Source organism: Mucilaginibacter terrae, from assembly GCF_031951985.1.
GTDB classification, from domain to species: Bacteria; Bacteroidota; Bacteroidia; order Sphingobacteriales; family Sphingobacteriaceae; genus Mucilaginibacter; species Mucilaginibacter terrae_A.
In genome coordinates, this window is record NZ_JAVLVU010000001.1 from 530,915 (window position 1) to 544,923 (window position 14,009).

Below are 14,009 nucleotides of genomic sequence, written 5' to 3' on the forward strand. Positions count from 1 at the left end.
GCTTCATTGCGAAGAACGAAACAATCTCTGAACTATGCTTGAACCTGTGATTGTCTACGCAGAGATTGCTTCGTTCCTCGCAATGACGGGGTTTTGTATTATATAGAGATCAACGACTTCAAATTCCAGTTCTTTACATCCTCAATAGTAATGCGCTCTTCGTAAATGGCTTTACCCACTACGCAGCTTTCCACCTTGATCTTGCATAACTCTTCAATGTCATTCATCGAGCTTACACCGCCAGAGGCAATCAGCTTAATGAAAGGGGAGTGGTCGAGCAGTTTTTGATAAAGTTCTATGCCTGCGCCGCCCAATTTGCCGTCTTTATTAATGTCGGTGCACAGGAAACGGTAGAATCCTAAATGCAAACAACGGTCAACGTAGTCGATGAGTTTGATTGGCGAGCTTTCCATCCAGCCAGAATATTTGATAACCTCGTCTAAAACGTCAATAGCTACCACAATTTTGTCGGCGCATTTGGTGCTGCCGCACATGGCTTTGCTCAGTTCATCCAAAAAAGTAGGATTGCTGATGGCTTGCGTACCTACAATAACACGGGCGATGCCGGCATCGGTTAATTCCTGAACCTTTTCGATACTGCGGATACCACCGCCGTACTGAATTTTCATGTCGGTTTTTTTGATCACATCAAACAGGTACTGCTGGTTGCTGAAATCGCCTTTGGCGCCGTTCAGGTCAATGATATGAATCAGTTCGGTACCTATCGACTGGTACTTATCGATCATTTCTTCTAAGCTTACCTCGTAGTTGGTAACCTGGTTATAATCGCCCTCGCGAAGACGGACAACCTTTTTGTTCAGTATGTCGATAGCAGGAATAATGTACATGCTTTAAATTTTTGAAAAATTAGCTAAAAGTGTCTCACCGTAAACACCCGATTTTTCGGGGTGGAACTGAACACCGTAAAAGTTATTATGCCAAATTGATGCCGAATATGGCAAACTGTAATTTGTTGAGGCTAAAGTATATAAATCGTTGTATTCTATGTAATAAGAATGCACAAAATAAAAGTGAGCATCATCAGGTATACCTTCAAACAGCGGGTTTGTTTTGTCCTGATGAACGCGATTCCAGCCGGTGTGTGGTACTTTATAGTGGTCACTATCTTTAAAACGCAAAGTTTTGTTTGGGAAAATGTTCAGCAAACTGGCGTCGCCCTCTTCCGAGTATGCCGTCATTAATTGCATACCCACACAAATACCCAGCGTTGGTTTTTGCAACGCTTTAATAGCAGGTACCAAGCCTGTTTGTTCCAACTTATTCATGGCAGCACCAGCATGCCCCACACCCGGAATAATATAACGGTCGTACTGGGCCAGGTCTTCTTCAGTATGCACCATGCCATAAGCAATTCCCAACCTGTCTAAAGCCGAAGTAAGCGAGAATATATTGCCTGCACCGTAACGGATAATTCCTATCATGTTTTTTATTTAGAGACAAGAGTACAGAGTCAAGAATACAGATACGAAGCTAAGCATGTTACTGTCTTGATTCCTGACTCTATATTCTTGATTCTCTTTTAAAGTACTCCCTTCGTACTTGGTAAAACCATATTGTTCACATCGCGCCTTACGGCCATTTTTATGGCTTTGGCAAAGGCTTTAAATATAGCTTCTATTTTGTGATGTTCGTTATAGCCTTCGGCTTTTATGTTGAGGTTGCTTTTCGAGGCATCGGTAAACGACTTAAAGAAGTGGTAAAACATTTCTGTCGGCATGTCGCCCACCTTTTCGCGTTTAAAATCGGCTTCCCAAACTATCCAGTTGCGGCCGCCAAAGTCGATGGCTGCCTGCGCCAGGCAATCGTCCATAGGCAAACAGAAACCGTAACGCTCAATGCCGCGCTTGTTGCCCAAGGCCGTGGCCATGGCTTCGCCCAGTGCAATGCCGGTATCTTCAATGGTGTGATGTTCGTCGATATGTAAATCGCCTTTAGCTACCACTTCCAAATCAATGCTACCGTGACGGGCAATTTGGTCTAACATGTGATCGAAAAAGTGTAAGCCCGTATTTACCTTAGCCTCACCCGTTCCATCCAAGTCAATTTTGATAAAAATATCGGTTTCTTTAGTAGTGCGGCGGTGCTCAATAACACGCTTGCCTACTTTTAAGTATTCGTAAATCTTTTCCCACTCTAAAGTTTTGATAGCTACGGTGGCATTTATGGCCTCAATTTGTTCAACGGTAAACTCGCCGGCTCCCATGCCTAAGCCGCTGTTAAGCCAGATTGATTTGGTACCTAAATTTTTAGCCAGCAGCACATCGTTCAGGCGGTCGCCTATTACAAACGAGTTTTCGAGGTCGTATTTTTCGGCGTCAAAGTATTCGGTTAACATGGCTGTGCCTGGCTTGCGGGTGGGGGCACCGTCTATGGCAAAAGTGCGGTCGATAAATGAGGCGGCAAAGTTTACACCCTCGCCGGCAAAGGTTTTCATCACCAGTTCGTGCACCGGGAAAAAGTTTTCGTCGGGGTGGGAGATGGTGCCTAAACCATCCTGGTTGGTTACCAGCACCAGTTCGTAATCCAGTTCTTTGGCAATACGGGGCAGGTAGGTAAGCGCACCGGGGTAAAACTCCAGTTTGTTAAATGAGTCTATCTGTTCGTCGGCACATTCTTTAATCATGGTGCCGTCGCGATCTATAAATAAAATTTTTTTTGCGCTCATTTAAAGTTAGTTAACGTATTAATGAGGGTGATATTTTCTTGTGGCGTGCCAATAGTTATGCGTAAAGCACCTTCACACAGCTCAACCTTGCTACGGTCGCGTACAATAATACCATGCTCAACCAAATACTTGTAAATACCCTTGGCATCGGTAGTTTTTGCTAATATAAAGTTAGCGTCCGACGGGTAAATGTCAACTACAAAATCAAATTCCTTAAGTTTAAGTACCAAATTATCGCGCTCAGCAAGTGTTTCTTTTATCCAGTTGTTCACCTGCTCTACGTTTTGCAATGCTTCCAGTGCCAGTTGTTGCGAGGCTTCGTTGATGTTATATGGCGGCTTAACCTTATTCATCACGCCGATGATCTCTTCGCTGGCAAAGGCCATGCCTACACGTAAGGCCGCCAATCCCCATGCTTTAGAAAGGGTTTGCAGTACTACCAAATTGGCGTATTCGGTAAGTTCCTGAATGAAGCTCTTTTGACGACTATAATTAATATACGCCTCATCAATCACTACCAAACCATTAAAGTTGGCCAGCAAAGTTTCAATATCGTCGCGTTTGATAGAGTTACCGGTAGGGTTATTAGGCGAGCAAACGAAGATAAGTTTCGTGTTTTTATCGATGGCCTCAGCAATGCCTTCCAGGTTAAGCTGATATTCCTCGGTAAGGTTTACCCTTTTAATGGCAATATCGTTAATATTAGCCGATACTTCGTACATGCCGTACGTAGGCGGCACCAGTATTACATTGTCTACTCCCGGATTACAAAAGCTGCGAAACAAAATGTCTATAGCTTCATCGCTGCCGTTACCCAAAAATATGTTGCGCGCAGGTACGCCTTTAATTTCGCTCAAACGCATTTTAACTGCGTATTGCAGCGGATCGGGGTAGCGATTGTAGGCTTTTTCCAAGGGAGAGCCAAAAGCGTTTTCATTAGCATCGAGGTACACGCTGGCCTCGCCCTTAAACTCATCACGTGCGGATGAGTAGGGTTTTAAGTTTTTTATGTTTTCCCGAAGGATGTTATTGATATCGAACATTATTCTTTCGTTAGGCTCGTCATTGCGAGGTACGAAGCAATCTCTGCGAATGCAAAGCGTTTAATGCATAGTCCAGAGATTGCTTCGTTCCTCGCAATGACGGTGTAAATAATTATTGTTGGGTTCTCACACTTACCGCATTCCTATGCGCATGCAGTCCCTCCAAATCGGCCAATATTTCTACATGCGGGCCAATATTCTGAATACCCTGCTGCGTTAAATGCTGAAACGTGATCTTCTTCACAAACGAATCGACCGATACGCCCGAATAAGCCTTGGCATAAGCGCTGGTTGGCAGGGTATGGTTGGTGCCCGATGCATAGTCGCCCACGCTCTCCGGGGTTTGGTTGCCCAAAAATACCGAACCTGCGTTGATGATGTCTACGGTGATCTGCTCCCAATTTTCGGTAGCCAGTATTAAATGCTCGGGCGCGTACTGGTTGCTGAACTGCATGGCTTCACCCAAATTGTTCACCACAACGGCGTACGAATTGGCAATGGCCTGTGCGGCTATTTCGGCACGCGGAAGTACGGGTAACTGCTTCTCTAACTGACTGATGGTTTGTTCAACCATTTCGGCAGAGGTAGCTACTAATACCGCCTGACTATCAATGCCATGCTCAGCCTGTGCCAGCAGATCGGCAGCTATATAAGCCGGGTTGGCAGTTTCATCGGCAATCACCAATACTTCTGATGGTCCGGCGGGCATATCAATAGCCGTAATGGTGGTGCTTTGAATAATGGTTTTGGCCTTGGTTACAAATTGGTTGCCGGGGCCAAATATTTTATCAACCTTGGTTATGCTCTCAGTACCATAAGCCATAGCAGCTATGGCTTGTGCACCTCCTGCCAAATAAACACGGTCAATATCCAGCATTTGTGCCACGTAGGCTATAAAAGCGTTCACTTTACCATTTTTACCAGGAGGAGAGCAAACCACAACTTCTTTGCAACCGGCAATGCGGGCAGGTATACCCAGCATTAAAAATGTGCTGGGCAACACGGCCGAACCACCCGGAATATACAGGCCAACCTTTTCAATAGGCCGCAACTCGCGCCAGCAGGTAACGCCGGGCATGGTTTCTACCTTATCTTCGGTTTTGAGCTGGCCTTCGTGAAACTTCCATATATTTTTATAGGCTACCTCAAGCGCGGTTTTTTGTTCGGGTAACAGGGCGGTGGCAATTTCGGCAAGTTCGGCTTTATCTAAATAAAGCTTATCTAAATGTACCTTATCAAACCTTTGTGCAAAATCAAACAGGGCACGGTCGCCTTGTTGTTGCACGGTGTCAATAATGGTTTCAACAACCGAGCGTATCTCATTGGCCGCATCAATATTACGCTGTACCAGAGTTTTAACCTCTGCAGCGCTTAAATCGGCATAATTATAAACCTTAAGCATATTAAACATTTTTAATAGCTCCCCCTTTAGGGGGCTGGGGGGTTTTACAATATAATTTTCTCTATCGGCATTACCACAATACCTTGCGCGCCGGCTTGTTTAAGCTGGCTTATGCGGCTCCAAAAGTCGCGCTCGGGTATTACGGTGTGTACAGCTACCCAGTTTTCCTCGGCCAGTGGCACTACTGATGGGCTTTTTACGCCTGGTAACAATTCCAGTATTTTAGGCAGGTTAGCACGCTCAGCATTCAATACTACATACTTAGTTTCTTTAGCACGTAATACCGACTGTATGCGTTGTATCAGTTCCTGTATCAAATCATCGTTTTCCGAACCCGGGCGACCAATCATGACCGCCTCGCTCGACATTACATCGGCAAAAGGTTTTAATCCGTTGCTTTTTAGCGTACCACCTGTTGATACCAAATCGCAAATGGCATCACTCAAACCCAAACCCGGCGAAATTTCAACCGAACCAGATATGGTGCGTATTTCGGCGTTAATGTTTAGGTTGTCTAAGTATTTACGAAGGATGGCGGGGTAGGTGGTGGCAATGGAGCGGCCGTTTAGGTCGGCAACGGTTTCGATATTGGTATTGTTGGGTACTGCTATTTTAAGCGAGCATTTACCAAAGCCGAGACGTTGCAGGTAACTTACTTCAACTTCGGTTTCCTGTATTACGTTTTCGCCTACAATGCCCAGGTCGGCAATGCCATCTTGTACGTATTCGGGTATATCATCGTCGCGCAAAAAAAGTATTTCTAACGGAAAGTTAGAGACCGGCGATATTAATGAGCTTTTGTAGTTTTCGAAATTAAGGCCGCAATTTTTGAGCAGCTCTACAGATTTTTCATTGAGCCTTCCAGATTTCTGGATAGCAATTTTAAGTGTTTTCACAAAGTTGGGGGTATTAAACTATAAAATAAACGGAGGTTTGTTATTTCACGTAGAAACATACATCAATATTATCGCCACAAGGGGCGATGGATATGCAGATGATGTAAGTTGAAACCGTTCATTTTTAATAGCTAACGTTTTGATGAGCTGCGGCAAATATAAAGAGTTATTTATAAAATCAAAATTTTAACAAAAAGTAATCTATCTTGCTTATAGACTTATCTTAAACATCAGCGTTGTAAGTAAAGTAGTGAAATATTAAACAAAATATTGTTTACCCTGAAACTTTTGAGAGTTTTGGTATATTAGTTTATAACTTACTTATTATTGTTACATATATGCCGTTACTTTTAATATTAAAGGAGGACTCATGAGGTTAGGCGCAATTCGTATTGCAATTATTTATGTAGTACTCGGTATATTATGGATTACACTGAGCGATAAATTGCTGTCTTACTTCTATGATAGTATCAATACCTCATTATATCATGTAATAAACGTATCAAAAGGTATATTTTATGTTTTAATAACAGGCTGCTTGTTATGGAAACTAATAAAAGACGATGATGTACGCTTAACCGAAAGCGAAAAGCAATACCGTGATATGTATGCGGGCAGCCCATTGCCCATGTGGATATATGATACGGAAACTTTGAAGTTTGTATCGGTAAATGATTCGGCCGTGCAAAACTACGGTTACAGTAAAGACGAATTTCTTAGCATGAGTATTCTGGATATACGTCCGCCGGAGGATCGTGAAAAAGTCATACAATCAATTAAAACAGTTTCAAAACGGATAAAGCATTCGGGTACCTGGATACATAAGAAAGCTGATGGTACATTAATTTATGTAAACATTAGCGCACAGCAAGTTAAATTTAATAACAAGCTGCATGTAATGGTAATTGCCCAGGACGTTAACGATCATATTATTTTTGAACAGCGATTAAAAAGCCTGAATAATGAACTGCTTGAAAAGCAGGGAAAATTGATTCAAACACAAAAGATAGCCAAAGTGGCCGGCTGGGAGCTTTACGTAAGCAACAGAAACATGATGTGGTCGGACGAAATGCACATACTGACCGAAACCCATCCCGACAATCACCAAAATCTATGGCACCGGTATCTGAAAATTGTTCATGATGATGATAGGGACAAAACTGAGAAAGCTCTTGAATGCCTGATTAAAAGTAATCAGGAGGTTAATTTGGTAATACGGTTAGTATTAAACAATAACAAAATCTGTTATGTAAGGCAACAAGCCAAACTCGAAATGCTTAATGGCGAGCCTTATAAAATAACAGGCATCATGCAAGATATAACCGCGTATAAGAGGCTCGAATTAGAGCGCAATAAATACCAGATTAATCTCGAAGATACCTTAAACTCTATGAGTGAAAGCTTTTTTGCTTTGGATAACGAGCTTAAATTTATAAAAGTAAATTCGAAGTTTGAAGAGGAGACCGGCTTTTGGGCTAAAGATGTATTGGGGCGCTATTTGCTCGATGTTTTCCATGAAGATAAAGAAGACAGTGCTTGCAAACAGTTTAGAGAGGTATTGACCGATCGCCGGTCTCGCAGGTTTGAAAATTATGCGCAAAGTTTAGAAAAGTGGCTACTGTATTCTGTTTATCCAACGGATGAGGGTTTAGCTATATATTTTCAGGATATAACCGGGCAAAAAAATAAAGATATTCAACTCAAGCAAGCGCTCGAACGCTACCACATCGTACTTAAAGCTACCAATGATGTTATTTATGATTACGATATGGTGCATAATAACATCATTTACAACACAAGCCTAACTCAGTTACTAAATTGCGATTTGCGGAATATAAACTATGATTTACACTGGTGGCGTTCTTTAATTCATCCTGATGACGTTGCAAGTGTGGTAAAAAGCCAGGCTAAAGTGTTACAAAATAAAGGAACTAACTGGTGGTGTGAATATCGTATTGACTGCGGGCAGCAGGAATATAAATATGTTTACGATCAGGGATATTTTATTTATGATGATGCTGGTACACCTGTAAGGCTTATTGGAGCTGTAAAAAACATTGATGAATACTTAAGCGCTACGACGAGGAAAATAAGCGCCTTGCCGAAATTATTACCAAGGTTAACAACATGGTGGTGGTTATGGACAAGCAAGACAATATTACCTGGGTTAACAAAGCTTTTGAAGATTACTCGCAATTAGGTATAGAAAACTTAATAGGTAACCATTTTAATGATGTGCTTGCCGACCTTGAAGTGCCTGCCCAAATGCTCGATATTATTAATGAGCGCAAAGCCCGGATCGAAACATTTGCCATTGAAGTAACCCACTACTTACCGTATTGCGGTCGTCAATGGCTCGAAATTGAATATACCCCGCTGTTTGATAGCTTAAGTAAACACACAGGTTACATAGCCGTTCATCAAAAAATTACCAGCCGTAAAGAGAAGGAAGAACGGGTAAACCAGCAAAATAAAACCTTGCAGGAAATTGCCTGGCTTAGTTCGCACGAGGTACGGCGGCCTGTGGCATCCATACTCGGGTTGGTTTATCTGGCTAAAGATGTACAAACCGAGCATGAACGCGAAGAAATTTTTGAAATGATCAACCACTGCGCACAGGAGCTCGACAGTATTGTTCATGTAATATCTGAACGGGTAAATGAAAATTTAGACTTAACCTCTGCCGCTCATGGAGGGTGACATCATTCGTTAAATTGAAGCTTACTTTATAAGGTGCAGTATCTCGCTTATGGGCTGGTCGCTGTTTATTAATATACCGGTAACACCAGCAGAAGTGCCAGCTTCTACATCTCGCTCGCGGTCGCCAATAAAGTAAGATAGGGCAGGGTCGAGGTTGTACTGCTCAATACCACGTAACAACATACCGGGTTGTGGCTTACGGCAATTGCATGTACCGGTAAAGTTAGGGTGATGCGGGCAGTAATAAATATCGGTAAAAGTTACACCATGCTGTGCATAAGTGTCTTTTAAGTGTTGGTGCATTTGGGCCAGGGTTTCTTCGGTATACCAGCCTTTTGCCAAACCTCCCTGATTGGTTGCTACAATTAATAAAAAACCTCTATCTTGCAGTTCCTTTAAAGCGGCAAAGTTATCAAGCACTTTAAAGTCTTCAACCCGGCATACATAGTCGCCAAGTTCCTTGTTCAAAACGCCGTCGCGGTCTAAAAATACCGCTTTGTTCTTATTAGTCATGTTATATTGTGTAATCAATACCAAATATAAGGCTTAGGTACCGGTTTGGTGTATGCAATATTAAATTGGCAATAATTTAGCGTTATATTTTAAATTGTTGTTATGAAATTGAAAATTAGTAGCGCGTTTAAGCTATAAAATTTTGAAAATTCATAAAAAAGCAATTTAAATTTCGTCTAAACAACAAAAACAGTATATTCGTACTAATAGCCCCGCTTTACAATATATTATTTTAAACAATGGATCAAACAGAAAGTGAACAGCAAGGCCTTTACCGGTCTGAATTTGAGCACGACTCCTGCGGTACAGGATTTATTGCAAATATAAACGGCATTAAGTCCAACCAAAACATTTCTGATGCGCTTACTATGCTCGAAAACATGGAGCATAGGGGAGCCTGTGGCTGCGACCCCGATTCGGGTGATGGTGCAGGTATCTTAATACAGTTGCCTCATGAGTTTTTAATGGAAGAGTGCTCGGATATTGAGGTGAGTCTGCCTCAGTTAGGTGAGTATGGTGTAGGTATGATCTTTTTTCCTAAAGACTCAACACTTAAAAAAGCATGTCGTAATGTAATAGTAGCCGCTACCGAAAAGTTAGGAATTAACCTTCTTGGTTTCCGTAAAGTACCGGTTAATTCTTCGGTTATAGGCGAAACCGCCCGCAGTGCCGAACCTGATGTAGAGCAGGTTTTTGTATCACGCCCATCAAACGTTACCAACGTTGATGATTTTGAGCGTAAACTATATGTATTGCGTCGTTATATTAATAAAACCGTAAACGAAACGCTGCCTGCAGTTGGCGATGAAAATTTCTATTTTACATCGTTCTCATGCAAAACCATTATTTATAAAGGACAGGTTACTACCTTCCAGTTACGCCAGTACTATTCAGACCTGGCCGATCAGCGTTTGGTATCTTGCTTTGCGCTTATCCACTCACGTTTCTCAACCAATACATTTCCGTCGTGGAAACTGGCTCAGCCGTTCCGCTTAATTGCGCATAATGGTGAGATCAATACCTTAACCGGTAACTTAAACTGGTTCTTTGCTGGTGTTAAATCATTGGCTTCAAGCTATTTCAGCAGCGAAGAAATGGAGATGCTATTGCCGGTTATCGACAATAACCAGTCTGACTCGGCTTGTCTGGATAACATCATCGAGATACTACAACACTCTGGTCGTTCATTACCTCACGTAATGATGATGCTGGTACCCGAAGCATGGGATGGTAACGAGCAAATGGACCCGATCAAAAAGGCGTTCTACGAGTATCATGCCACTATTATGCAGCCTTGGGATGGGCCGGCCGCCATTAGCTTTACCGATGGTAAACTGGTAGGTGCCGTGTTAGACCGTAATGGCCTGCGTCCGCTTCGTTACACCGTAACTACCGACGGTCGTGTTATTGCTGCATCAGAAACCGGTGTATTGCAAATAGACGAAAAACTGGTATTAAGTAAAGGGCGTTTGCAACCCGGTAAAATGCTGTTGATAGATACCGAGAAGCATAAAATTATTACCGACGAAGAAATCAAACAACAAATTACCTCTCAGCAGCCTTATGACCGCTGGTTGGAAAATTATAAAATTAAGTTAGAAGACCTGGCCGAGCCCCGCGTGGCCTTTACCAGCCTGGCGCCCGAGTCGGTTTTCCGTTACCAGCAGGTGTTTGGTTACACCCGTGAGGATGTTGACGGTATTATAAAACCAATGGCTACCGATGCCATGGAGCCAATCGGTTCCATGGGTACCGATGTGCCTTTGGCTATATTGTCTGACAAGCCTCAGCACCTGTCGAGCTACTTTAAACAATTTTTTGCCCAGGTTACCAACCCGCCAATCGATCCCATTCGTGAGCGTTTGGTAATGAGTTTGGCTACCTTCATAGGCAGCAACGGTAACCTGCTTGACGAGGATAAAATGCATTGTCATTGCGTGGCCTTAAAGCACCCAATATTGCGCAATCATCAGTTAGAAAAACTGCGCAGTATTGATACCGGCTTGTTCCATGCCAAAACCCTGCAAACTTACTTTAAGGCCGATGGCCAGCCCGGTTCGTTACAAAAAGGTATCGAAAGGTTGTGCCGTTACGCCGAGGATGCTGTTGATGATGGTTTCGAAGTACTTATCCTGAGCGATCGTGCGCTGGATTCGGAACATGCTGCTATACCTTCATTACTGGCTGTTTCGGCAGTACACCACCATTTGGTTCAAAGAGGCCGTCGTGGTTCGGTAGGATTAGTAGTTGAAGCCGGCGATGTTTGGGAAGTACACCATTTTGCCTGTTTGCTTGGCTTTGGTGCAACTGCCATTAACCCATACCTGGCGCTTTCAACCATCGAAACGTTGAAGAATGCAGGTAGCATTGATAGTGCTTTAGATATTAAGTCGCTTCAAAAAAACTACGTTAAAGCCGTTAACTACGGTTTATTAAAGATATTCTCTAAAATGGGTATCTCTACGCTGCAATCTTACCATGGTTCGCAGCAGTTTGAGATACTGGGTCTTAATAAGAGTGTTGTAGATCGCTATTTTGCTGGCGCAGTAACTCGTATTGGTGGCTTAGGTTTAGATGAAATTGCCCGCGAAGCCTTAACCAAGCATAATTTTGGTTTTGCCACTTCCAAAGGCGAAGTTAAACTGTTACCCGAAGGAGGTATTTACCAGTGGAAACGCCGCGGCGAAGCCCACTTGTTTAACCCGCAAACCGTGCACTTGCTGCAACATGCAACCAGCACCAATAACTTCGAGGTTTACAAAAGTTACGCTAAGCTTATTAACGAGCAAACCGAAAAGCATTTCACTATACGTGGCTTGTTAGATTTTACCCATCACCGTGAGGCTATCTCTATTGATGAGGTTGAACCTATCGAAAGCATTATGAAGCGCTTTGCTACCGGTGCTATGTCGTTCGGGTCTATATCGCACGAGGCGCACAGCACGCTGGCCATTGCCATGAACCGCATTGGTGCCAAGAGCAATACCGGCGAAGGTGGCGAAGACGAAATGCGTTACGAGCGTTTGCCCAACGGCGATTCCATGCGTTCGGCTATCAAGCAAATCGCATCGGCACGTTTTGGGGTTACGTCAAATTACCTGACTAATGCCGATGAATTGCAGATAAAAATGGCGCAGGGTGCAAAACCAGGCGAGGGTGGTCAGCTGCCCGGTCATAAGGTTGATGCCTGGATTGCCAAAACCCGTCACTCAACGCCGGGTGTGGGCTTAATTTCGCCTCCTCCCCACCATGATATTTACTCTATTGAGGATTTGGCTCAGCTGATTTTCGACTTAAAAAATGCTAACCGTGCCGCGCGTATTAACGTTAAGCTGGTATCAAAAGCTGGTGTAGGTACCATTGCCGCAGGTGTGGCCAAAGCCCACGCCGATGTGGTACTGATAGCCGGTTACGATGGAGGTACAGGTGCATCACCAATAAGCTCGATAAAACACGCCGGTTTACCATGGGAACTTGGTTTGGCCGAGGCGCATCAAACACTTGTACGCAGCAAACTGCGCAGCCGTGTAGTGGTACAGGCCGACGGACAAATGAAAACCGGTCGTGACTTAGTTATAGCCGCCCTTTTGGGTGCCGAGGAGTGGGGCGTTGCCACTGCTGCCCTGGTAGCCAGCGGATGTATTATGATGCGTAAATGCCACTTAAACACCTGCCCGGTGGGTGTGGCTACGCAAGACCCTGATCTGCGCAAACTCTTCAGCGGCAAGCCCGAGCATGTGGTTAACCTGTTCCGCTTCCTGGCCGAGGATATGCGCGAGATCATGGCCGAATTAGGCTTCCGTACCATACAGGAAATGGTTGGCCGTGTGCAGTTCCTGCGTGTTAAGGATAGTATCGAGAACTGGAAAGCTAAAAAGGTTGACCTTTCGGGCATCCTTCACCCGGTAACTAACGCCAAAGGCAACACGCTTTACAACAGCGAGCAGCAAGATCATGGTATGGATGCCATTATCGACTGGAAATTACTGGAAGCAGCACAGCCAGCACTTGCCGATAAAACCCCGGTATTTGCCTCTTTCGATCTGAAGAACACCGACCGTACTGTTGGTACGCTATTATCGAACGAGATCTCTAAAAAATATGGTTCGGCAGGTTTGCCCGAAAATACCATTAATTACAAATTCACTGGTTCGGCAGGTCAAAGCTTTGGTGCATTTGCTACCAAAGGCATTGCTTTCGAGCTGGAAGGCGAGGCTAATGACTATGTAGGCAAGGGTTTGTCGGGTGCGCAACTGGCCATCTATCCAAAACCGGATGCCGCATTTGTACCCGAAGACAACATCATTATAGGTAACGTGGCCATGTATGGTGCTACCTCGGGCGAGTTGTTTGTACGCGGTATGGCCGGCGAACGTTTTGCTGTGCGTAACTCTGGCGCAACCGTTGTGGTTGAAGGTATTGGCGACCATGGTTGCGAATACATGACCGGCGGCCGTGCGCTTATATTGGGTAAAACAGGCCGCAACTTTGCAGCCGGTATGAGCGGTGGTATTGCCTGGGTGTACAACCCGGAGCAAAACTTTGCTACCAATTGCAATGTGGAAATGGTTGATCTTGATCCGCTAAGTGAGCAAGACGAGCAAGATATCATTAGCCTGCTTAAAAAGCATGTGCATTTAACTAACAGTAAGGTGGCTCAGCAACTACTCAACAACTGGAGTTCAGAATCAGTGAACTTTGTTAAGGTATTCCCTAAGGAGTACAAAAAAGTGTTGTTAAAAGCCGAGTATCAAACCATCTAATTGATT

10 protein-coding genes are annotated in these 14,009 nt (G+C 43.8%); 3 read left to right on the forward strand and 7 right to left on the reverse strand.

Going from position 1 to position 14,009, the window contains the following annotated elements:
* Nucleotides 1-98 precede the first annotated feature (98 nt).
* The 6 genes from QE417_RS02285 to hisG all read right to left on the reverse strand — a co-directional run bounded on the left by QE417_RS02285 (nt 99) and on the right by hisG (nt 6,027).
* Nucleotides 99-848 carry a 1-(5-phosphoribosyl)-5-[(5-phosphoribosylamino)methylideneamino]imidazole-4-carboxamide isomerase gene (locus tag QE417_RS02285; protein WP_311947266.1) on the reverse strand — a complete coding sequence of 250 codons (750 nt, stop codon included), beginning with the start codon at nt 846-848 and terminating at the stop codon, nt 99-101.
* A gap of 3 nt (nt 849-851) precedes the next feature.
* Nucleotides 852-1,442: an imidazole glycerol phosphate synthase subunit HisH gene (gene hisH / locus QE417_RS02290; RefSeq protein WP_311947267.1), complete on the reverse strand. Its 591-nt coding sequence runs from the start codon at nt 1,440-1,442 to the stop codon at nt 852-854.
* 98 nt (nt 1,443-1,540) lie between these two features.
* A complete protein-coding gene (hisB, locus tag QE417_RS02295; RefSeq protein WP_311947268.1) occupies nt 1,541-2,686 on the reverse strand; it encodes a bifunctional histidinol-phosphatase/imidazoleglycerol-phosphate dehydratase HisB in 1,146 nt (381 codons plus the stop codon).
* Complete coding sequence (gene hisC, locus QE417_RS02300; protein ID WP_311947269.1) at nt 2,683-3,729, reverse strand: histidinol-phosphate transaminase; 1,047 nt, start codon at nt 3,727-3,729, stop codon at nt 2,683-2,685. Before hisC ends, hisB begins: the two co-directional genes overlap by 4 nt.
* Before the next feature lie 112 nt (nt 3,730-3,841).
* Nucleotides 3,842-5,131 (reverse strand): histidinol dehydrogenase, encoded by a 1,290-nt coding sequence (gene hisD / locus QE417_RS02305; RefSeq protein WP_311947270.1) that lies wholly within the window; start codon nt 5,129-5,131, stop codon nt 3,842-3,844.
* A 44-nt stretch (nt 5,132-5,175) separates the two neighbouring features.
* Nucleotides 5,176-6,027: an ATP phosphoribosyltransferase gene (gene hisG, locus QE417_RS02310; RefSeq protein WP_311947271.1), complete on the reverse strand. Its 852-nt coding sequence runs from the start codon at nt 6,025-6,027 to the stop codon at nt 5,176-5,178.
* Between the two features lie 370 nt (nt 6,028-6,397).
* Between hisG and QE417_RS02315 the strand changes: the two genes are divergently transcribed.
* Both QE417_RS02315 and QE417_RS02320 read left to right on the forward strand, forming a co-directional pair.
* Nucleotides 6,398-8,227, forward strand: a complete 1,830-nt coding sequence (locus QE417_RS02315; RefSeq protein ID WP_311947272.1) for a PAS domain-containing protein — start codon at nt 6,398-6,400, stop codon at nt 8,225-8,227.
* A complete protein-coding gene (locus QE417_RS02320; protein WP_311947273.1) occupies nt 8,167-8,727 on the forward strand; it encodes a PAS domain S-box protein in 561 nt (186 codons plus the stop codon). The genes QE417_RS02315 and QE417_RS02320 overlap by 61 nt, the downstream gene beginning before the upstream one ends.
* 21 nt (nt 8,728-8,748) lie before the next feature.
* Here QE417_RS02320 and QE417_RS02325 read toward each other — a convergent pair whose 3' ends face one another.
* Entirely contained in the window at nt 8,749-9,240 is a 492-nt protein-coding gene (locus QE417_RS02325) for a D-glycero-alpha-D-manno-heptose-1,7-bisphosphate 7-phosphatase (RefSeq protein ID WP_311947274.1), read from the reverse strand.
* A 239-nt stretch (nt 9,241-9,479) separates the two neighbouring features.
* On the opposite strand from QE417_RS02325, the gene gltB reads away from it, so the two are divergent.
* Nucleotides 9,480-14,003 (forward strand): glutamate synthase large subunit, encoded by a 4,524-nt coding sequence (gltB, locus tag QE417_RS02330; protein ID WP_311947275.1) that lies wholly within the window; start codon nt 9,480-9,482, stop codon nt 14,001-14,003.
* Nucleotides 14,004-14,009 lie beyond the last annotated feature (6 nt).

Bases quoted from the DNA above. Each gene is read 5' to 3' on its own strand.
- QE417_RS02285 (WP_311947266.1), bottom strand. From the start codon at position 848: ATGTACATTATTCCTGCTATCGACATACTGAACAAAAAGGTTGTCCGT.
- QE417_RS02315 (WP_311947272.1), top strand. From the start codon at position 6,398: ATGAGGTTAGGCGCAATTCGTATTGCAATTATTTATGTAGTACTCGGT.
- hisD (WP_311947270.1), bottom strand. From the start codon at position 5,131: ATGCTTAAGGTTTATAATTATGCCGATTTAAGCGCTGCAGAGGTTAAA.
- hisB (WP_311947268.1), bottom strand. From the start codon at position 2,686: ATGAGCGCAAAAAAAATTTTATTTATAGATCGCGACGGCACCATGATT.
- QE417_RS02320 (WP_311947273.1), top strand. From the start codon at position 8,167: ATGGACAAGCAAGACAATATTACCTGGGTTAACAAAGCTTTTGAAGAT.
- hisH (WP_311947267.1), bottom strand. From the start codon at position 1,442: ATGATAGGAATTATCCGTTACGGTGCAGGCAATATATTCTCGCTTACT.
- gltB (WP_311947275.1), top strand. From the start codon at position 9,480: ATGGATCAAACAGAAAGTGAACAGCAAGGCCTTTACCGGTCTGAATTT.
- QE417_RS02325 (WP_311947274.1), bottom strand. From the start codon at position 9,240: ATGACTAATAAGAACAAAGCGGTATTTTTAGACCGCGACGGCGTTTTG.
- hisC (WP_311947269.1), bottom strand. From the start codon at position 3,729: ATGTTCGATATCAATAACATCCTTCGGGAAAACATAAAAAACTTAAAA.